This window comes from Kitasatospora aureofaciens, from assembly GCF_001188955.3.
Lineage (GTDB): Bacteria > Actinomycetota > Actinomycetes > Streptomycetales > Streptomycetaceae > Kitasatospora > Kitasatospora aureofaciens.
This window is the reverse complement of the sequence record NZ_JPRF03000045.1, coordinates 25017-45409: the sequence shown is the minus strand read 5'-3', so window position 1 is coordinate 45409 and position 20393 is coordinate 25017. Positions and strand designations below refer to the sequence as shown.

Sequence of the window (20393 nt, the reverse complement as noted above, 5' to 3'; positions counted from 1 at the left end):
ACCGGAGCAGGCGACCCCGCCACAGGCGAGCCCCGCACCCACGCTCCCGCCGAACGACGGCGAGAACCCGGTCGACCTCCAGCACCGCCCCGTTCCCCCGCCCACTCGCTGACCCCACTGTCGACGTTCGTCATGTGCACAGGCCGAACAACTCGTTGAGCACGGCCGCCCTGTGCGCGGGCCCCGTATCTCCACGGGCCTCTGGACCGTCGAAGTGGAGCCGGACGTCGGGTCGCGACGGACCTACTGCGACAGATGGTGCCGGAGCGCCTGTCACTCGCGGTAGAGCAGGAGGGTGCCGCCGGCCAGGACGGCACTGGCGACCAGGGCCCAGGCGGTCTGTCCGTGCAGCACGAGGACGGCGCCCGGGGCGGCGCCGGCGAGCATGGTGACGACGGAGAGGATCTTCCTGCGTCGGCGGGGGGCGGTGCCGCCGGCGAGGCGGGAGTCGGCGGCCAGGCCGGTCAGGGTGAGGGTGAGCACGGTGGTGGTGAGGTCCGGCACGCCGAGGCCGCGTACGGTGCCGTTGCGGATGCCCATCGCCAGGGCGAGCAGGGCGATCACGGCGTACTGCGCGGGCCCGTCCGCGCTCCGGGCGAAGACGGTGGCGGCGGCCGCACCGTACAGCGCGACCTCCAGGATGAAGACCGTGCGCAGCTGTGCGGGGCGCCGGGTTCCGGCGTGCCGGGTGGCGATCCTGCCGGCCAGGAGCGCGCCGAGGAGGAAGGCTGCGAGCGAGGTCAGTGAGCCGGTGACGGAGAATCCGGGTGCTCCGGCGAGCGCGAAGGCGATGACGACGACGTTGCCGGTCATGTTCGCGGTGAAGACGTGGCCGAGGCCTAGGTAGCTGACGGCGTCGATCAGACCGCTGACCAGGGTGAGGCCGAACAGGGCCAGTGCGAGCGGGTGGCGGTCGTGGATCTTCGGTCCGGGAACCGGCGGCGGGGGTACGGTCCGGGAATCGGGTGCGGGCGTGGTCACGACGGGTCCTCGGGCGGTAGGGGGAACGTGGGGGGGCACCGCCGTGGTCCGGCGGTGCCCCGGGCGGAACCGGCTTCCGGTCAGAAGAAGTCAGAAGAAGCAGGGGTCCAGCGGCACCTGCGGCTGCCCGGGCAGGGCGAGGCCGCGCGCCGCGCGCCAGGCGTGCTGCTCGCCGGAGGCGGCCACGGCCTCCAGCACGCCCTCGGCCTGGCGGACGCCGGTCAGGCTGGGGGCGGTCAGGCTGGGGGCGGGGGTGGCGTGGTAGCCGCCGAACCGGGTGACCGGACTCCAGGACGGCGACACCTCGGGCAGTTCGGGAGCCAGCCCCTGGTGCTCCGCCGCGGCGTGGACGATGCGTCCGCCGACGACGGTGAGGACGGACTCGATGTGCGCGATGTCGGCCTCGGGCACGCTGAAGTAGTCGGCGCTGAGCAGTGCGAGGTCCGCGTAGCTGCCGACCGTCAGACGGCCCTTGACCTCCTCCTCGCCGGTGAGTCGGGCGCCGCCGAGGGTGTAGAGCTCCAGGGCCTGCTCGCGGCTGAGCCGGTTGTGCTCGGCCGCGAGGCGCCGTCCACTGACCGCCCGACCGGAGACGAGCCAGTGCAGGGCCACCCAGGGGTTGTAGGAGGACACCCGGGTGGCGTCGGTGCCCGCGGCGACGGTCAGGCCCCGGTCCAGCATCGCGCGCAGCGGCGGTGCCTCGGCGGCGGCCGGAGCGCCGTAGCGCGAGACGAACGCCTCGCCCTGGAAGGAGAGGCGGTTCTGCACGGAGACGGCGCCGCCCAGGGCGGCGATGCGGTCGAGGCTGGCCGGGCTGACGGTCTCGGCGTGGTCGAAGAGCCAGCGGTTGCCCTGCGGGAAGAGGCCCTCGGCGGCGAGCTTCTCGAAGACGGCGAGGTCGCGGCGGATGGTCTCGTCGTAGGTGGCGTGCAGCCGGAAGCCCCAGCCGTTCTCCGTCAGCAGGCGGACGGCCTTCTCGAACTCGCTCTCATACGCGCCCAGTTGCGGCCGGGGTTCGGTGAAGTTCTCGAAGTCGGCGGCGGCCCAGGTGAGGTTCTCCCCCGCGCCGTTGAGCCGCAGCCACTCGTCGCCCTCCCCGGGGCGCACGGTGTTGACCCAGCGGGTGAGATCGTCCAGCTCCTGCCCCGCGGTCTGCGGGAAGAGGTGGTAGGCGATGCGCAGGGTCAGCTCGCCCTGGCGGGCGAGTTCCATGACGGTGCCGTAGTTCTCGGGGAAGCTCTGGAATCCGCCGGCGGCGTCGATCGCGGAGGTGAGGCCGAAGCGGTTCAGCTCGCGCAGGAAGTGCTGGGTGGAGCCGATGCGGTCGGCCTCGTCCAGTACGGGCGCCTTGGCCAGGGTGGAGTAGAGCAGCAGCGCGCCGGGGGCGGCGATCAGCAGGCCGGTGGGCTCGCCGTCGTGTCCGCGGACGATCTGGCCGCCCGCCGGGTCGGGGGTGTCCCGGGTGAAGCCGGCGGCGCGCAGCGCGGCTCGGTTGAGCAGCGCCGACTGGTAGAGGTGCAGCACGAAGACGGGGGTGTCGGGCGCCGCGGCGTTGAGCTCCTCCAGGGTGGGCAGGCGCCGCTCGGCGAACTGGTCGGCGGACCAGCCGCCGACCACCCGCACCCACTGGCCGGGCGGGGTGCGCTCGGCCTGGAGCCTGAGCATGGCCAAGGCCTCGCGCAGCGTCGGAACGCCGTCCCAGCGCAGCTCCAGCACGTAGTTGAGGCCGCCGCGGATGACGTGCAGGTGCGCGTCGTTGAGTCCGGGAACGGCCCGACGGCCGAGCGCGTCGACCACCCGGGTGTCGGGACCGACCAGCGGGACGACGTCCGCGTCGTCGCCGACGGCCTGGATCAGTCCGTCCCGGATGGCCACAGCGGTGGCCCGGGGGCGGCGCGGGTCGTTGGTGTGCACCTTGGCGTTGCGCACGACGAGGTCGGCGGGCTGGTCGTGGGTGCCGGGACGGATTCCGGCGACGGGCATGGTGGACAAGGGAGGTCCCTTCGTTCGGTGGTGTTCGGCGGTGGGGGTGGAGGGTGTGCGCGGTGTCAGTGGAAGCCGAGCGCGGAGGGAGTCACCGCTGGGCTGCCGGCCGGCCGCGGATGCGCCGGGGCCGCGAGGACCAGCGCCGCGAGCTCTCCGCCGGCCCGTTCGATCCGCGCCGGCAGGCTGTCGGTGTGCGTGTCGCCCGTCCCGCCCCAGTCCTCGGAGGCCGCGAAGACCGCGGTCGGCGCGACGAGCGCGCGCTGGTAGGCGAACAGCGGGCGCAGCGCGTGTTCCAGGGCCAGGGAGTGGCGCGCGGTGCCGCCCGTCGCGCCGATCAGCACCGGCTTGCCCGCCAGGGCGCCGGGGTCGAGCAGGTCGAAGAACGACTTGAACAGGCCGCTGTAGGAGGCCGAGAAGATCGGGGACACGGCTATCAGCGCGTCCGCCGTGCTCACCTCCTCCAGCGCCTCACCCAGCGACTGGGCGGGAAATCCGGAGAGCAGGTGGTGCGAGATGGGGGTGGCCAGGGGACGCAACTCCCGCAGGTGCACCAGGACTTCACGGTCGGCCCGGGCCAGGTGGCCGGTGGCGGCCTCGGTGAGGCGGTCCGCGAGCAGACGGGTGGACGAGGGCTGGCTGAGCCCGCCCGAGATCACGGCGAGCGTGATCGGCGAGGTCGGTTCCATGGAGGGCTCCGTCCTGGTCAGGAGGCGGCGGGAACGGCGTCCCGGAGCGTGGCGTGGGTGGGGGCGTCGGGAACGGTCGCGGGCCGGCCCTTGGCGAACTCCTCACGCAGGACGGGCACGACCTCCTCGCCGAGGATGTCGAGCTGCTCCAGCACCGTCTTCAGCGGCAGTCCTGCGTGGTCCATCAGGAACAGCTGGCGCTGGTAGTCACCGACGGCCTCGCGGAAGCCGAGGGTGCGCTCGATGACCTCCTGCGGGCTGCCGACGGTCAGCGGGGTCTGCTCGGTGAACTCCTCCAGCGAGGGCCCGTGCCCGTACACCGGCGCGTTGTCGAAGTACGGACGGAACTCGCGCACCGCGTCCTGGGAGTTCTTCCGCATGAACACCTGCCCGCCGAGGCCGACGATCGCCTGCTCAGGCGTGCCGTGGCCGTAGTGGGCGAAGCGCTCGCGATAGAGCCCGACCATCCGCCGGGTGTGCTCCTGGGGCCAGAAGATGTTGTTCGCGAAGAAGCCGTCGCCGTAGTAGGCGGCCTGTTCGGCGATCTCGGGGCTGCGGATCGAACCGTGCCAGACGAACGGCGGCACGCCGTCCAGCGGCCTGGGCGTGGCGGTGAAGGCCTGCAGCGGGGTGCGGAAGCGGCCTTCCCAGTCGACCACGTCCTCGCGCCAAAGCCGGTGCAGCAGCGCGTAGTTCTCCACCGCGAGCGGGATGCCCTGACGGATGTCCTGGCCGAACCACGGGTAGACCGGGCCGGTGTTCCCGCGCCCGAGCATCAGGTCGATGCGGCCGTCGGCGACGTGCTGCAGCATCGCGTAGTCCTCGGCGATCTTCACCGGGTCGTTGGTGGTGATCAGCGTGGTCGCGGTGGACAGGATGATCCGCTCGGTCTTCGCGGCGATCCAGCCGAGCATGGTCGTCGGGGAGGACGGGACGAACGGCGGGTTGTGGTGCTCGCCCATGGCGAAGACGTCCAGGCCGACCTCCTCGGCCTTGAGCGCGATGGTCAGCATCGCCTTGATGCGCTCGCGCTCGCTCGGTGCCCGTCCCGTGGCCGGATCGACCGTCACGTCGCCGACGCTGAATATCCCGATCTGCACGGGTTGCCGCCTTTCCGCTGGCTGATCGCGGCCCGACGGGGCCACCCGGCGAACCTAGGCAGCCGACACGCGCGAAGGACATCCGCAGCGCATGACCGATGGCCCCGCAGCGCACTGAAGCGGCGGCCGGCCCGGTCCGGCCGGTCGTGCGTTGTCAGGACAATCCCGGGCGCACAGCGGGCAGAGCACCCGGGCCGCCGCGCACTAGCGTCGTCGAACGAGGCACCCCGGTGATCCGGGAGGCTCCTGATGTGTCGTCAATTATTTGCATCCACAAGGGAAGAGAAGACCCATGGTCGACTTCGCCAACGTCCACGCCGCCCCGAGCCCGGACCTGCTCACCCCCGACAACGCGATGATGCTGTTCGTCGACCACCAGCCGCAGATGTTCTTCGGCACCGGCAGCGGCGACCGCACCGCGATCATCAACGCCACCGTCGGCCTGGCGAAGGCCGCCAAGATCTTCGGCGTGCCGACGGTGCTGTCCACCGTCGCCGCCGAGTCCTTCTCCGGCCCGATCCTCCCCCAGCTGAAGGCCGTCTTCCCCGGCCAGGAGATCATCGACCGCACCAGCATGAACGCCTGGGAGGACGAGGCCCTGGTCGAGGCGGTCAAGGCGACCGGCCGCAAGAAGATCATCCTCTCCGGCCTGTGGACCGAGGTCTGCCTCGTCCTGCCGGCCCTCTCCGCGCTGGACCAGGGCTACGAGGTCTACGTCGTCGCCGACGCCTCCGGCGGGGTCAGCCCGCTGGCCCACGAGCACGCCCTGCAGCGGATGACCGCCGCCGGCGCCGTGCCCGTCACCTGGATCCAGGTCCTGCTGGAGCTCCAGCGCGACTGGGCCCGCACCGAGACCTACGTCCCGGTGACCGAGCTGGTCAAGGAGCACGGCGGCGCCTACGGCCTGGGCCTGGTCTACGCCCAGTCCATGATCAACCCGCACGCCGCCGGCTGACCGACCGCACCGACCCAACGGAGTCCGAAATGAACACGGGCCTTCTCCTGCTGCGCCTGGTCGCCGGTCTGCTGATCGCGGGTCATGGCGTCCAGAAGGTCAGCTTCCACCTCGGCGGCGGCGGTCTGGAGGGCGGCAGCGCCGAGTTCCGGGGCGACGGCTTCCGCGGCGGCAAGCTCACCGCGATAGCCGCCGGTGGCACCCAGGTCGGGGCCGGGCTGATGCTGGCCCTCGGCCTGCTCACTCCGCTGGCCGGCGCGGGCGTCATGGGGGTGATGACCGTCGCGCTGACGGTCAAGTGGCCCCACGGGCTGTGGGTGCAGCACGACGGGTACGAGTTCCCGTTCGTCCTGATCGTCATCGGCGCGGCGCTGACCGCCACCGGCCCCGGACAGTGGTCGGTCGACGGCGCCCTCGGCCTGGCCCAGTGGCCGCTGTGGTGGCTGCCCGCGGCCCTCGTCGCCGGTGTGGGCGGCGGCCTGGCCACCAGGCTCGCCCTGCACCGCGCCTGAGACGGCCGCGACCGAACGGGCCCGGGCCCCTGGACAGTTCCGCTGCCCGGGGGCCCGTTCGCATGCGGGGAGGCCCGGCTCCCTCGGCGGGCACGGGCGCAACAGCGGCCGTACACATCGGGACAAGTCCCGGATCATCCCAACTCATAGTCTTCTGAGGCGATTTCAGCCCACCAACCGGGGCGCGTCGCAGACGAACCGGGTGGCCACCCTGTTGGCGGCCACCCCGAGGACGCGAAGTACCGAGAGCGAGGAGCAAGATGATGGTGGCGGCAACGAGGGAAGACGGGCGCGGGCGTGAGCCGGCCCCGACGGTGGCCGGGATCGAGACGCCCACCGGCACGGATCCGACGGCCGGCACCGGAGCCGAGCCGAACCTGCACGCCATGACACGGATCACCCTGCGGCCGATCGCCTCGCCGATGCCCCTGGGCTTCTTCACGGTGGCCATCTCCTCGGTCGTGACCAGCAGCCTGCAGCTCGGCCTGATCGACGGTGCGCACCGGCAGGCCGTGGCACTCACGGTCTTCTCCGCCTTCGTACTCCAACTCCTCGTCAGCGTACTGGCGTTCGGTGCCCGGGACGTCATCGCGGCGACGCTGATGGGCGGGTTCGCCGGCGCCTGGCTGGCCAACGGGCTGGTCACGTCGACGGACGCCCACGGCGGGGGGCAGGTGCTGGGCGTGATGAACCTGACCTTCACGGTCTTCGCCGCGCTGATGGCATCGGTGGCCAAGCCGAAGAAGGTGCTGTGGGTGCTCCTGCTGATCGCCGTACCGCGCTACTTCGTCGCCGGCCTCTACGGCCTCTCGGGTGCGGCCTGGCTGGGCCAGGCCGCCGGGGCGCTCGGCATGCTACTGGCCGCGGTCGCGATGTACGCCGCCTACGCCCTGATGCTGGAGGAGCTCCGGGGCAGGGAGGCCCTGTGGATCGGTCGCAGCGGTCACGTGCGGGAGGCCATGCACGCGGGGCTGGCCGACCAGCTGAACCGGCTGGAACGGCAGGCGGGTGTGCGCCGGACCCTGTAGTCGGTGGCCCCGTCCGACCGCCCGGATCCGACGGCGGGACGCGACTCGCCGTGCTCCATCCCGGTCCTCGGGTACGAGCACGGCCGAGTCGCGTTTGCCCACGGCCTGCGGTCCGCAGCGCCTCTCCCCCGCCGCGACCGCGCCCGCCGCGGGGCCCCGGCGGGGGAACGGATGGCGTCCGGGCACGGCACTCCGAGCACGACGGGGGGACAGGTACGGCCGCCCGCCGGCCGCCCGCGCGGCTTCCGCGATCGCGCGGGCAGCGCCGAAACCGGTGAACGGCACGAAGAAGTGCCGGGCCCGCCGACGAACGGACCCGGCACTGAGCGGGCCGGGCCCGCCGACGAACGAACCCGGCCCGCGGTCACGCCCCGGTCTCGGGGGTGACGACCAGGTGCTCGGCGAGGAACCAGACCTGGGTCTCACCGGTGCGGATGATCTGGGAGACCAGGAGGTCCTGGGTGCCGTCGTCGCCGAGCCCGGCCACCCGGGTGGCGGCGTCGCGGACGTCGGCGAGGATGGTCTCGTGCGCGTCGAGGAGCCGCGAGAGCATCGAGTGCACGTCCTCGATGCCGTCCGGCGGGCGCGGCACCCCGGTGATCCGCGCGGCGTGCCGGGGGTCGCCCACGGCGACCCCGCCGAGCGTCTGCACCCGTTCGGCGAGCGCGTCGACCAGCTCCAGTTGCTCCTGGGCGTGCTTGTCGAAGAGCAGGTGCAGCTGGTATGCGGTCGGCCCGCGCATGCCCCAGTGGCACTTCTTGTACAGCGCGTACAGGAACTGGGTGTCCGCGAGGACGCGGTTGAGCCGCTGGCACGAGTACTGCCGGGCGTCGTGGGAGAGCGCGATCGGCAGCTGGGTGACGGTGCCGAACTCCTGGATCTCGGCGGCGTGTTGATGAAGGTGTGGCTGGCTGGTCATGGCGCTCCTGGGGACATCTGGATCGTTCGGGGGGATCAGGCTAGGAACGCGCGGGCCCACGGCCTGTTCCGACCGCGCACTTCCTGCGGTCCTTCCGCGCACCCGCGCGGGAGTTGAGCCCGTGTGAGCCGCCGGGCGCACGCGGAGCACTCTCGGACGACACCGGGTGCTCTCCGAGGCAACAAGCCGGCGACGGCCGCCCCTAGCGTGAGCCCCATCGCAGCCACACGCTGTCCGGAAGATAGGAAGAAACCCCATGCCGTTCATCACCGTCGGCCAGGAGAACTCCACCTCCATCGACCTCTACTACGAGGACCACGGCACTGGGCAGCCGGTCGTCCTCATCCACGGGTTCCCGCTGAGCGGGCACTCCTGGGAGCGGCAGAGCGCCGCGCTGCTCGACGCCGGCTACCGGGTCATCACCTACGACCGCCGCGGCTTCGGCCAGTCCTCCCAGCCCACCACCGGCTACGACTACGACACCTTCGCCGCGGACCTCAACACCGTGCTGGAGACCCTCGACCTCCAGGACGCCGTGCTGGTCGGCTTCTCGATGGGCACCGGCGAGGTCGCCCGGTACGTGTCCTCCTACGGCACTGCCCGCATCGCCAAGGTCGCCTTCCTGGCCTCCCTGGAGCCGTTCCTGCTGAAGACCGACGACAACCCGGACGGCGCCGCCCCGCAGGAGTTCTTCGACGGCATCGTCGCCGCCGTGAAGGCCGACCGCTACGCCTTCTACACCGGCTTCTTCAACGACTTCTACAACCTGGACGAGAACCTCGGCACCCGGATCAGCGAGGAGGCCGTCCGCAACAGCTGGAACACCGCGGCGAGCGGCGGCTTCTTCGCCGCCGCGGCCGCGCCCACCACCTGGTACACCGACTTCCGCGCCGACATCCCCCGCATCGACGTCCCCGCGCTGATCCTGCACGGCACCGGCGACCGCACCCTGCCCATCGAGAACACCGCCCGGGTCTTCCACAAGGCGCTGCCCTCCGCCGAGTACGTGGAGGTCGAGGGCGCGCCGCACGGCCTGCTCTGGACCCACGCCGAGGAAGTGAACACCGCGCTGCTCGCCTTCCTCGCGAAGTGACCCGGACGGCCGCGTTCCCCCGACCGCGGCCGTCCGTCCCATCGCCGGTACCGCCGTCACCGCCCCGGGTCCGGACGGCGACGGCGGTACCGACCACACACCCGCGCCCGGAGCCCGCTCGAGCGGGCTCCGGGCGCGAACCATGACCAGGAGGTCACCCGTGAAGCTTCGACTCGTCCGACGCGTGGTCCCGTTGGCGGCGGCGGTCGCCGCTCTGACGGCGATCCCCACCGCCTCGGCAACCCAGAGCACCCCGGCGAGGCCGGGCTCGCACCACCAGTTCGCCGTCGGCCCGCAGTACGACACCACCCACGTCTACGTCGCACCCGGCACCGAGCAGGCCTTCGTGACCAGCTGGACGTCCACCTTCGGCGGCACCACGATCGGGCCGGTCTCCACCCAGGTGACCCCGACGCCCAGCCGGACGCTGTCCGAGCTGGTGGTGTCGCCGGTCGGCACGCTGTCGGTGTTCGACTACACCACGCCCGTCCCGTATCCGTTCGGCACCGAGCGCACCGGCTGGCTGGTGACCGACCTCGACCAGGCGGTCCGAGCCGCCCGCGCCGACGGCGCGGCCGTCACCGTGGCGCCGTTCGCCGACCCGATCGGTCGGGACGCCGTTGTCCAGTTCCCCGGCGGGATCAGCGCGCAGCTCTACGTGCACAACGCCCCGACGTCGTATCCTGCCCTGGCCAGCGTGCCGGAGAACCGGCTCTACCTGTCGCCGGACTCGGTCCGCGCCTTCCTGGACAGCTACCTCGCCTTCACCAAGGGCCGCATCGTCTCCGACGACCGGCACGCCGACGGCGCCGCGATCGGCCTGCCGGGGACGACCTACCGGCTCATCCGTCTCACCTCCGGCTTCGGCACCACCACCGTCACGGTGACGGACGGCCACCTGCCCCACCCGTTCGGCCTGGAGACCACCGGCTACGGCGTGCCGGACCTCGGCGCGACCCTGGACCGCGCGAAGACGGCTGGCGCGACGGTGCTGTGGGGACCGGTCTCGGCCGGCGGCCAGGACAGCGCGATGGTCAGGTTCCCGGGCGGCTACATCGCGGAGATCCACACCGACCGGTGACCGCCCGCAGGCCGAGCCGCTACCCGGCGCTGCACCGTCCGTCGTCACCGGGACCGGCGGTGCGGCGCCGTGTGCACGGTGGCCGACCTGCGGCAGCGCGGCCCGGGTCGTGCCGGTGGGGCAGCGTGCGCCGAGCAGCAGGAAGCCGCGCGACACCCCCTGGTAGCGCGTCGCCACCACCGGGACGCCCGCCGGCCGGAGCCCAGGCGGCGTCCCCGAGCGACCAGCCCAGACCTGGCAGGAACAGCACCACCGGGCTCGGCTCGGCGCCGCCGACGGGAGGAATCAGGAGGCAGGGTTGTGGCCCTCGGTCCGGGTGGCGTAGGCCTGCCACTCGCGGGGCGAGACGCCGAAGGCCTCGCGGAACGCCCGGCTGAAGTGGGAGTGGCTGACGAAGCCCCAGCGGTGCGCGACGGCGGACACACTGCTCTGCCGACGGGACGGGCGCTCCAGCTCCCGGCGGCAGGCGTCCAGCCGGCGTCGCCGCACCCACTGGCCCACGGTCGTCCCGTCCTGCTGGAAGAGCTTGTGGAGATAGCGCACCGAGATGTGCTGCGAGCGGGCGATCGATTCGGGCGAGAGGTCCGGGTCGGCGAGGTTCTCCTCGATGTGGGCGCGGATCCGGGACAGCAACTCGGCCGCGCCGGTGGGGTGTTCCGGGTTCTCCCGGTCGAGCAGCTCGGTCACCAGAATGGCGACGATGTCGGAGACGCTGCGCGCGAGGTGGTTGCCCGGCCGGGCCCGGTGGGCCCGCGCCTGGGCGGCGAGCGTGCGGAGGAACTGGGAGGCGAGCGAGCCGATTCCCTCGTTCCCCCGGGCCAGCAGCCCGCCCGCACGCCGGACGTCGTCGTGCCGGACACCGAGGTAGAAGCAGGGGACGCGGAAGCGGAGCATCCGGCACTCGGAGTCCTGCAGCAGGCCCGCCGGATGCGGGGTGGTACCGATCAACAGGTCCCCCGGGGCCAGCACGGTGCTGGCCCCGCCGCGCCGGACGGAGGCCGCGCCGTGGACGTGCAGGGCGACGTGGAGGCAGTCCTCGGGATCGGTTCCGGGCGGCGGGGAGAGGACGTCGATGCAGCCGTTGCCGCCATCGTGGGTGGCCTGGTCAAGCTGGTGGACCGCGACTTCGGGCGCGGGGGTTTCGGACACGGGTGAGGGACCCGACTGGTTCACGGGAGGCTCCGACCGGTTGGAAGTGGTGCTGTGCGGATGCTGGCGAGGGTGGCTCGCCGCACGGCTGGGCGGTGAGCCACCGGCAACGGGGCGTTCAGGAGGGGAAGTCCTTCCGGCGCCATTCATACAAGGAGTGGAACGACTGGACAAACTTCAACAAGCCGAGGTTCCGGCGGCTCCGCCCGACCCGGACGGCGCTCATCCCGCGCGGCATCCACTCCTCGGAGAAGGTCCCGCCGACACGTTTCCCGGAAGATCAACGAGCTTGCACGGCAATGAAGTTCGGTCCACCGGCGCCGAAGCTGCGACGAGCGGCGAGACCACCTGACCGCGCCGCTCCCGACCAGGGGCACGGCCGGGGCGAGCCCGCTTCCCGGCCGAGCCCGCTGGCGGGAAGGTGCACGGGCCGTCACGTCGCCGTGCACCACCGGAACATCCCCGCCAACCCCCTCCCTGGCGTGGGCGGCGGATCCGCCGCCCCGAAGCAGGCGTCTGGCAGTTCTCCCGCGATCTCCTCCGGGAGGGACCGCAGCGGCCGGCCGGCGCCGGCGACGTCCGGATCCGGCCACCCCGCACCTGCCACGTGACAGCCGGACCGGCGCCACCTCCGGTGAAGCGGCCGACCACCCACGGCGTACCCTCTGGAGCCGGGAACAGCGGCACGGACGGAGCCCGGCTTCGGCAGGCGAGGGCGGACGGGAAGAAGCTCGAATGGCAGGGTCAGGCGGTCCGCTGTCCCATCGTGGCCTGCGCGGCCGGGAGGCCGAGCTCGCAGAGCTCCAGGCGCTGATCGCCTCGGTGGCCCGCACCGGGAGCGGGGGGCTGGCCCTGATCCAGGGGGAACCGGGCATCGGCAAGACCACCCTGCTGGCCGAGGCCGCGTCCCGGGCCGGTGCGGCGGGCTTCTCCGTGGGCCTCGGCAAGGCCGATGAGCTGCACCGCATCGTGCCGCTCTCGTCGTTGGCGGCCAGCGTCCTGCACGGCGACCGGCCGCTGCTGTCCGGCGACGACCTCGCCGATCTCGCCCGCAACCATGACCAGCGGATCTGGCTGGTGGAGCGCCTGGCGGAGGCGATCGAGGCCAGGGCCACCGACACGCCGGTGCTGATCGGCCTGGACGACGTGCAGTGGGCCGACGCGCTGAGCCGCTTCGCCCTGCAGCAGCTGCCGACCCGCCTGCGGACCTCGCCGGTCCTGTGGATGCTGACCGGGCGCCGGGAGCCGGCCGGCCCGGCGGAGGAGATCGTGGCGGCGGCCACCGGGAACCTTCCGACGGTCACGGTGTCCCTGGGCCCGCTGTCCGGCGCGGCCATCGGTCAACTGGCCGACGACACGCTCGGACCGGCGGTCGACGCATGGGTGCGGGACCTGCTCGACGGCGCCGGCGGGAACCCGTTCCTGGCGATCGAGATGCTGGCCGGACTGCGGACCGCCGACGCCTCGCAGGAGACCGTGCCCTCCCGGCTCGTGGTCGGCGTGCGCGGCAGGCTCCGGTCCCTGCAGCCCGGCACGCTGCGCTTCCTCCAGATGGGCGCGGTGCTGGGCCGCCGGTTCGGCTTCGAGGACGCCGCCGCGCTCTGCGACCGCCCGGCCGCCGCCCTGTTCCCCGCGCTCGAGGAGGCCGTCCGCGCCGGGCTCCTGGACGACGACGGCGACCAGCTGGTCTTCCGGCACGACTTGCTGCGCCAGGCGGTCTACGCCGACATCCCGCCGTCGGCCCGGAAGGCCCTGCACCGCGAGGCCGCCCGCCGCCTGGTCTCCGCGGGCCGGCAGCCGATCGACGCGGTGCCGCACATCCTCCGGGGTGCCGTACCCGGGGACGAGGAGGCTGTGACACTGCTCCGGCGAGTCGCCGACGAGGTGCTGGCGGTCACCCCGGGGCCGGCGGCCGACCTGATGCTGCGAGCCCTCGAACTGTCGCCATCGTCAGGACGGTTGAAGTTCGAGGTGGGCGAGCAGACGATCCTCTGCCTGACCCGGGCCGGCCGCAACAGCGAGGCGCTGGAGACCGGCGACCGGCTGTTGGCCGGCCGGCCGCCGCTGGAGACCTTCGGCCGGTTGCAGTCAGCCCTGGGCGGGGCGCTGTGGACCATGGACCTCACCGACGAGCTGCGCCGCCGGGCCGAGGCCGCGCTCGCCGCGGGCGGCTCCGCCCCGGAGATCTGCGCCCGGCTGGCCGCCCTGCGCGCGCTGGCCCTGTCCCGGGGCCGTGACCTGGCCGCGGCCCGGGAGGCCGGCGAGACCGCACTGCGGACCGCCACCGACATCGGCGACCGGGAGGCCCATGTGCTGGCCCTGTCCGGACTGGGCGAGACCGCGCTGAACGCGGGGGAGAACGCGGTCGCGCTGGAGCGCTTCGCCGCGCTCAGCGCCATCGACTCCGCCTTCCTCCCCGAGGAGGTCGTCGCGCACCTGCACGTGGACGACTTCGCCTCCGCCGAGCGCCTGCTCCTGCGGGCGGCGGAGCGGGGCGGGGCGGTGCGTCAGGCCATGCTGCTGTGGGCCCAGGGCCAGCACGACCTGGGGCTCGGCCGGCTCGACGACGCCGAGGCCGACTTCGTGACCATGGAACGTCTGGAGGACGAGGTGCGGGTGTCCGTCCAGCAGCTGAACGGTCGGGTGATCCGCTCCCGGATCGCCCTGCTGCGCGGCGACCGGGAGGCGGCCCGGGAGCACCTGCTCGCCGCCCGGGAACGACTGGCCGTCAAACCGAACCCGGGCAACACGGCCGCGGTGCGCTTCCTGGAGGCCGTCCACGCCGAGGCCGACGGGGACGTCGCACTCGCCGTCGACCGGATCCGCCGGGTGCAGCAGCAGGGGCCCTTCATGCGGTGGCGGCTGCTGCGCGACTGGGTCGACGCCGCGGTCCGGATGTCCCTGCGCGGCGGGGAGCGGCGGCTCGCCGAGGACCTGGCCGCGCAGGCCGAGGCCCACGCCGGACGCAACCCGTCCGTGCCGACCGCCACGGGCGTCGCGGCGCAGGCGCGCGGGCTCGTGCGGAACGACCCCGCCGTGCTCGGACACGCCGTGGAACTGCTCGAGGCGAGCCCCCGCCCGCTGACCCGGGCCGCCGCCCACGCCGATCTCGGCCTGGCCCTGCTGGCCGCGGGGCGGCCCGGCCCGGCAGCGACCGTGCTGGCCCACGCGCACGGCACGTTCGCCGGGGCGGGCGCCCACGCCGAGGCGGCACGCGTCCAACACGCCATGGAGAGCACCGGGGCCGGCGGCCGGCGGGCCGCGACCGTGCAGCGCCCCGTCCAGGGCTGGGGCGCCCTCACCGCCTCGGAGGAGAAGGTCGCGCGCCTCATCGCCCAGGGCCACACCAACCGCTCGGCCGCCGATGTGCTCGTGGTGTCCCCGCACACCGTCAACACCCATCTGACGTCCGTCTTCCGCAAGCTGTCGATCGGCTCCCGGGTCCAGCTCGCCAACCTGGTCGCCTCCCTGCCCGAGGGCTGAGCGGGGCACGTTGGTACGTTCACGCGATGCCCCGCCACGGCCGGACACGATTGGCTGGGTCATCGCCCGCCCCGCCCAGTCGAAGGTGATCGGCATGCACAGCCCCTCCCCCGTTCCGCCGACCGTCGTACTGGTGCACGGCGCGTTCACCGACGCCTCGTCCTGGGCGGGGGTCGTCGACCTGCTGCACGCCGCCGGAGTGGCGGTGCACGCCCCGGCGAACCCGCTGCGCGGCCTGGAGCATGACGCCGCGTGCGTCAGGAGCCTGGTGCGAGACCTCGACACCCCCGTCGTCCTGGTCGGCCACGGCTACGGCGGCGCGGTGATCACCCACGCGGCCGGCGACGCCGACCAGGTGGTGGCCCTGTGCTACGTCGCCGCGTTCGGCCTCGATGCGGGCGAGTGCGTGCTGGACATCACCAATCGCTTCGCCCCCTCCCCGCTGGCCGACGCCACCATCACCACGGCCTTCCCCTCCGGCCCCGACAGCGAGGTGTACATCCGTGCGGAACGGTTCCGACAGGTGTACGCCGACGACCTGCCACCGGCGGTCGAGCAGGCGCTGTCCGCGGCACAACGCCCGATCGCCTGCGGCGCGCTGACCGACAGATCGGGTTCGCCGGCCTGGGCGTCCAAGCCGTCCTGGTACGCCATCGCGACCGCCGACCGGATGCTCAACCCCGCCGCCCAGCGCTTCATGGCCCAGCGCATGGCGGCCACCGAGTACGTGCTGGACGCCTCGCACGCCGTCCCGCTGTCGCGGCCCGACGCCGTGGTGGCGATGATCCGGGAGGCCACCCGGCACGCCATGGGCACTTTCGGGGGTGTTTAATATGCGTTCGAACGGAAGGGTCCGGCTGGTCCGGTGAACGGCGCCCCCGCAGTCCGCCCCGTTTCGCACGACCCACCCCCGTCACCAGTCACCCCGTCACCCCGTCACCCGGCAAAGGCACCAGCATGACCTCACCGGCCAGATCGTCGGCTCGGCGGATCGCCGCCCTCCTGACCGGGATCCTCCTCCTGGTGCCGGCCGCCACCGGGTGCGGTCACAACGCCGGTTCCGGGGCGGCCGGGGGCGAGGTCACCGCCATCACCGCGCTCGACTACTACACCGACGAATCCGAACACACCCAGTGGGGCGACCTGCTCACCGCGTGCGGCCGGACGGTCGGGGTGCGGGTCGAGCAGACGAGCGTCCCGGGGGCGTCCCTGATCCCCAAGGTCCTGCAGCAGGCGTCCTCGCGAACCCTCCCCGACCTGCTGATGCTCGACAACCCCGATCTGCAGCAGATCGCCCGGACCGGCGCGCTGACCCCGCTGGACGGATACGGCATCGACGCCGACGGTTTCGCCCAGGGCATCGTGTCGGCGGGCACCTACCAGGGCAGGGTGTACGGACTGGCCCCCAACGTCAGCACCGTCGCCCTGATCTACAACAAGGACATGCTCGCCGAGGCCGGCGTCGCCGTCCCGAGGACCTGGGACGAACTGAAGGCGGCCGCGGCCGCGTTGACCCGTCCCGGGCGCTACGGCATGGCGGTCGACGCGAACGCCACCTTCGAGGGCACCTGGCAGTTCCTGCCCTTCCTGTGGTCCAACGGCGGTGACGAGCGGCAGTTGGACACCCCCCAGGCCGCGCAGGCGCTCCAGCTCTGGGTCGACCTGGTGAAGAGCGGATCCATGTCGAAGTCGGTGCTGAACTGGACGCAGGCCGACGTCCACGACCAGTTCGTCGCCGGACGGACGGCCATGATGATCAACGGCCCGTGGCGCATCCCGGCCCTGGAGAAGGACGCGAACCTGCACTGGGGAGTGGCCCCCGTGCCCGTCCCCCGGCTGGGACAGAGCCCGGTGACCCCGCTCGGCGGCGAGGTGTGGGCGGTCCCGCAGAACCCTTCCAAGGCCCGGCAGGAGAAGGCGGCCCGGGTCCTCTCCTGTCTGAACTCCCCCTCGAACATGCTCACCCTGGCCCAGGAGCACCACACCGTGCCCTCCCGCACCTCGGTGGCCGCCCAGCACGCCGAGGAGAACCCGTCGACGGCCGCCTTCGCCCGGAGCGTGGCGGCGGCGCGCGCCCGTACCAGCGAGCTCGGCACCGAGTGGCCCAAGGCGGCGACGGGGATCTACACCGCGATCCAGTCCGCGCTGACGGGTGAGCAGACACCGGAGGAAGCCCTCAGCCATGCGCAGCAGACCGCGACCGGCCACTGACCCGGTGCCGGTTCGGCACGGGGAGCGATGGGCACGGTGGCTGTTCATCGCGCCCGCCGCCGCGTACCTGCTGCTGTTCTTCGGCTACCCGGTCGTCGAGAACGTCGTGATGAGTTTTCAGCGGTACACCGTCACGACCTTCTACACCGGTGACGCCCCGTTCGTCGGGCTGCGGAACTACGCGGCGATCCTCTCGTCGAGCCGTTTCCCCCGAACCCTGCTGACCACGGCCGTGTTCACGGTCGGCTCGGTCCTGGGACAGTTCGCCGTCGGCCTGGCCCTCGCCCTGTTCTTCCGGCGCCGCTTCCCGCTCGGCGGCGTGCTGCGATCGCTCCTGCTGCTGCCGTGGCTGCTGCCGCTGGTCGCCTCCGGAACCACCTGGAAGTGGATGCTCGACCCCGACACCGGCGTCGTCAACGCGGTGCTGCGCGGCCTCCACCTCTCGTCGTCCGGCGTCCCTTGGCTCACCGGCACCTCCCAGGCGCTGCTGTCAGTGGTCCTGGTCAACGTCTGGGTCGGCGTCCCCTTCAACACCGCGATCCTGTACGGCGGTCTGCAGGACATCCCCCCGCACCTCTACGAGGCGGCGAAGCTGGACGGCGCCGGCTCGCTGGCCTCGTTCCGCCACATCACCTGGCCACTGCTGCGGCCGGTGGTGAGCGTGGTGCTCGTGCTGGGCGCGGTCTACACCGTCAAGGTGCTGGACATCATCCTGGTGGTCACGGGCGGAGGACCGGCCGACGCCACCGGGACCATCGCCACCCAGTCCTACGAACTGTCCTTCCGGCAGTTCGACTTCGGGCGCGGCGCCGCGATGGGCAACCTGCTCATCGTCCTGTCGCTGGTGTTCGCCGTCCTCTATCTGCGCGCCGACCGACGCGCCCGGACCGTCTGAGAGGCGATCCCGTGAAGCGCTCACCCGGCCGCGGCGGCCTGCTGTCCGCCCTCGTCGGGACCGTCGTGCTCGCACTGATGCTGTTCCCCGTCTACTGGATGGTGAACGCCTCCCTCCAGCCGGCCGGCAACACCCTGGGCGGAGGGTGGTTCCCGCTCCACCCGGACTTCAGCGGGTACGCCACCGCGCTGCGCGACCAGGGACACAACCTCGTCACCAGCCTCGTGGTGGCCCTCGGCAGCGCGGCGCTCAGCCTGGCACTCGCCGCGCCGGCCGCGCACGCGCTGGCCCGGTTCCGCCTACGCGGCACCAACGTCGTACTCCTCGGCATCCTGACCACCCAGACGGTGCCGAGCATCGTGGTGGCCAACGCACTCTACGGCGCCTACAACGACCTGGGGCTCCTGAACTCCCACCTGGGGCTGGTCCTCGCCGACTCCACCGCCGGCGTCCCCTTCGCGATCGTCATCCTGCACTCGTTCATGCGGGGCATCCCCGAGGAGATCATCGAGGCCGCGCGGGTGGACGGCGCGGGCCGACTGCGCGTCTTCCGTTCCGTGGTACTCCCGTTGAGCCGGAACGCGTTGATCACGGCCGGCGTCTTCACCTTCCTCTTCGCCTGGAGCGACTTCCTCTTCGCCCTCACCCTGACCACCACGGACACCGTCCGGCCGATCACCCTGGGCGTCTACCGGTACCTGGGCGCCCACACCAACCAGTGGAACGCCGTGATGGCCACCACCGTCCTGGCATCGCTGCCCGCCGCCGTCCTGCTCGTGGTCGCCCAGCGCCACGTCACCAGCGCCGCCACGGGTGCGGCCGTCAAGTGAGGGTCACCCCGATCTAGTGGGTTCACGCGATGTCCCGCCCCGGGCCCGCTGGCATGGTGACCCGGAAGGCGCAGCGGTGGACGGGACCACCGCCGGCCGACCGACCCGAGAGGAACCCGGTGCCCGTATCTCTCTCCACCGCGCGACTGTCCGCCTCCGACCGGGCGGCGAGCTGGCACGAGGCGGCGTCCCACGCCTTCGTGCCGATTGTGGTGGACCTCCTGGAGGAGGTGCCTTCGCCCGGGGCGATCGTCTGCCACCAGCTCGGCCCGGTGCGGATAACGAAGGTCCAGGCAGCCCCGCAGGTGGTGACGCGCAGTCGGCGCATGATCGCCGACGGTGGCCCCCCGTCACTGATCCTCAGTCTGCAGGAGCGTGGCACCGCGCTCAAGGAGCAGGACGGCAGGGAGTCGGTCGTCCGGCCGGGCGAGCTCCCCATCACCGACACCTCCCGGGTCTTCCGGAAGAAGATGGAGGAGGGGTTCGTCTTCGCGTCCTTCCACTTCCCCCGCGCGGCGCTGGACGTCTCGGAGCGGGACCTGCGGGCGCTGACCGCGACCCCGTTCAGCGGGACCGAAGGCAGCGCCGCGCTGGTGGCGACCTACCTCTCGCGGTTGGCGCGCGAGGCGGAGGTGCTGGACGAGGCCGCCGGCCGTCGGGCCGCAGCGACCGCGCTCGACCTGCTGGCGCTGCTGGTCGACGACCGGTCCCGACGCTCCCGGCCGCAGGCCCCGCGGAGCGCGGCCTCGCTGGAGCGGGTCAAGGCGCACATCCTGCGCAACCTCCGTGATCCGGACCTGTCGCCGTCCACGATCGCGGAGGCGAACTTCATGTCGGTCCGCTTCCTCCACAAGCTCTTCCAACGCGAGGGCACCACGGTCGGCGGGTGGATCCGGACCCAGCGGCTGGAGCGGTGCAGCCGGGACCTCCTCCGCCCGGTGGCCGCGGAACTCGGGGTGGCGGGGATCGCCCGCCGCTGGGGCTTCGCCAACTCCAGCCATTTCAGCCGCGCCTTCCGTGCCGCCTACAGCATGACACCGAGGGACTGGCAGGTCGGCGGCGAACCGGCGCGATGCCCCTCCGTCGCCCGCGACACCTCCGCCCCTGGCGGTCGGCGATCCGGTACCCGTACGGCGGGAGCGTGACGCCGGTCTCAGCCCCGGGCTGATCGTCTGCACACAGAGCACGGACGGCGACTCGGTCAGTAGCGGATAAATGGGACAAACCCCGACATAAACCGTGACCCTGCTCACACCTGAACAGGTCCACGACGGGCGATAGTGGTCGCCCCAGGCGCCACCCGCCACCCCCGACCGCGGCATTTGCCCAGCTCAGCACCGTCGCCGACCGCACGAGCCGCCCCGAGAACCAGCGCCGACGGAAGCGCCGGATACGACAGCGGATCGTAGCAAGGGGGGGCTTGTCGAAAACCGATCCCACCTGGCAACAATTGCTGCATCGCCACACCGGCACCTGTCCCGCCG

General features: G+C 72.5%; 18 protein-coding genes. 12 read left to right on the top strand and 6 right to left on the bottom strand.

The annotated features are described in order from the left end of the window. Positions 1 to 273: 273 nt before the first annotated feature. The 4 genes from HS99_RS28375 to HS99_RS28360 form a co-directional block, all read right to left on the bottom strand. Positions 274 to 981 carry a YoaK family protein gene (locus HS99_RS28375; RefSeq protein ID WP_050366964.1) on the bottom strand — a complete coding sequence of 236 codons (708 nt, stop codon included), beginning with the start codon at positions 979 to 981 and terminating at the stop codon, positions 274 to 276. A gap of 90 nt (positions 982 to 1071) precedes the next feature. After that, positions 1072 to 2964 carry an amidohydrolase gene (locus HS99_RS28370; protein WP_191898803.1) on the bottom strand — a complete coding sequence of 631 codons (1893 nt, stop codon included), beginning with the start codon at positions 2962 to 2964 and terminating at the stop codon, positions 1072 to 1074. Between the two features lie 65 nt (positions 2965 to 3029). Then, positions 3030 to 3653, bottom strand: a complete 624-nt coding sequence (locus HS99_RS28365) for a CE1759 family FMN reductase (protein WP_046385716.1) — start codon at positions 3651 to 3653, stop codon at positions 3030 to 3032. A 17-nt stretch (positions 3654 to 3670) separates the two neighbouring features. Next, on the bottom strand, positions 3671 to 4753 hold the full coding sequence (locus HS99_RS28360) for an LLM class flavin-dependent oxidoreductase (RefSeq protein ID WP_046385717.1): 1083 nt from the start codon (positions 4751 to 4753) through the stop codon (positions 3671 to 3673). 292 nt (positions 4754 to 5045) lie between these two features. On the opposite strand from HS99_RS28360, the gene HS99_RS28355 reads away from it, so the two are divergent. The 3 genes from HS99_RS28355 (at position 5046) to HS99_RS28345 (ending at position 7248) form a co-directional block, all read left to right on the top strand. Beyond that, positions 5046 to 5708 (top strand): hydrolase, encoded by a 663-nt coding sequence (locus tag HS99_RS28355; RefSeq protein ID WP_030279016.1) that lies wholly within the window; start codon positions 5046 to 5048, stop codon positions 5706 to 5708. A gap of 29 nt (positions 5709 to 5737) precedes the next feature. Then, positions 5738 to 6220, top strand: a complete 483-nt coding sequence (locus HS99_RS28350; RefSeq protein WP_030279019.1) for a DoxX family protein — start codon at positions 5738 to 5740, stop codon at positions 6218 to 6220. Between the two features lie 386 nt (positions 6221 to 6606). Next, complete coding sequence (locus HS99_RS28345; RefSeq protein ID WP_037828282.1) at positions 6607 to 7248, top strand: GPR1/FUN34/YaaH family transporter; 642 nt, start codon at positions 6607 to 6609, stop codon at positions 7246 to 7248. 364 nt (positions 7249 to 7612) lie between these two features. Here the strand turns inward: HS99_RS28345 and HS99_RS28340 are convergent, their stop codons facing one another. Further along, a complete protein-coding gene (locus tag HS99_RS28340) occupies positions 7613 to 8167 on the bottom strand; it encodes a Dps family protein (RefSeq protein WP_030279023.1) in 555 nt (184 codons plus the stop codon). 256 nt (positions 8168 to 8423) lie between these two features. On the opposite strand from HS99_RS28340, the gene HS99_RS28335 reads away from it, so the two are divergent. Beyond that, positions 8424 to 9260, top strand: coding sequence for an alpha/beta fold hydrolase (locus HS99_RS28335; protein WP_030279028.1), 837 nt, complete (start codon positions 8424 to 8426; stop codon positions 9258 to 9260). A 160-nt stretch (positions 9261 to 9420) separates the two neighbouring features. Continuing rightward, complete coding sequence (locus HS99_RS28330) at positions 9421 to 10341, top strand: VOC family protein (protein WP_037828217.1); 921 nt, start codon at positions 9421 to 9423, stop codon at positions 10339 to 10341. Positions 10342 to 10626: 285 nt separating this feature from the next. Here HS99_RS28330 and HS99_RS28325 read toward each other — a convergent pair whose 3' ends face one another. After that, complete coding sequence (locus HS99_RS28325) at positions 10627 to 11490, bottom strand: helix-turn-helix domain-containing protein (protein ID WP_063737952.1); 864 nt, start codon at positions 11488 to 11490, stop codon at positions 10627 to 10629. Positions 11491 to 11911: 421 nt separating this feature from the next. On the opposite strand from HS99_RS28325, the gene HS99_RS48560 reads away from it, so the two are divergent. From HS99_RS48560 to HS99_RS28290, 7 genes are all read left to right on the top strand, one after another. Then, a complete protein-coding gene (locus tag HS99_RS48560) occupies positions 11912 to 12304 on the top strand; it encodes an SsgA family sporulation/cell division regulator (protein WP_107050812.1) in 393 nt (130 codons plus the stop codon). Beyond that, the gene (locus HS99_RS28320; protein ID WP_030557424.1) at positions 12226 to 14973 is read left to right on the top strand and encodes a helix-turn-helix transcriptional regulator; all 2748 of its coding nucleotides are present in this window, start codon (positions 12226 to 12228) and stop codon (positions 14971 to 14973) included. Before HS99_RS48560 ends, HS99_RS28320 begins: the two co-directional genes overlap by 79 nt. A gap of 94 nt (positions 14974 to 15067) precedes the next feature. After that, on the top strand, positions 15068 to 15805 hold the full coding sequence (locus tag HS99_RS28315; RefSeq protein WP_030557423.1) for an alpha/beta fold hydrolase: 738 nt from the start codon (positions 15068 to 15070) through the stop codon (positions 15803 to 15805). 125 nt (positions 15806 to 15930) lie between these two features. Further along, positions 15931 to 17184 (top strand): ABC transporter substrate-binding protein, encoded by a 1254-nt coding sequence (locus HS99_RS28310; RefSeq protein ID WP_030279036.1) that lies wholly within the window; start codon positions 15931 to 15933, stop codon positions 17182 to 17184. Continuing rightward, positions 17156 to 18079: a carbohydrate ABC transporter permease gene (locus HS99_RS28305; RefSeq protein WP_046386633.1), complete on the top strand. Its 924-nt coding sequence runs from the start codon at positions 17156 to 17158 to the stop codon at positions 18077 to 18079. The genes HS99_RS28310 and HS99_RS28305 overlap by 29 nt, the downstream gene beginning before the upstream one ends. A gap of 11 nt (positions 18080 to 18090) precedes the next feature. Next, the gene (locus tag HS99_RS28300; protein WP_030279041.1) at positions 18091 to 18909 is read left to right on the top strand and encodes a carbohydrate ABC transporter permease; all 819 of its coding nucleotides are present in this window, start codon (positions 18091 to 18093) and stop codon (positions 18907 to 18909) included. 119 nt (positions 18910 to 19028) lie between these two features. Next, complete coding sequence (locus tag HS99_RS28290; protein WP_078938900.1) at positions 19029 to 20054, top strand: helix-turn-helix domain-containing protein; 1026 nt, start codon at positions 19029 to 19031, stop codon at positions 20052 to 20054. Positions 20055 to 20393: the final 339 nt, after the last annotated feature.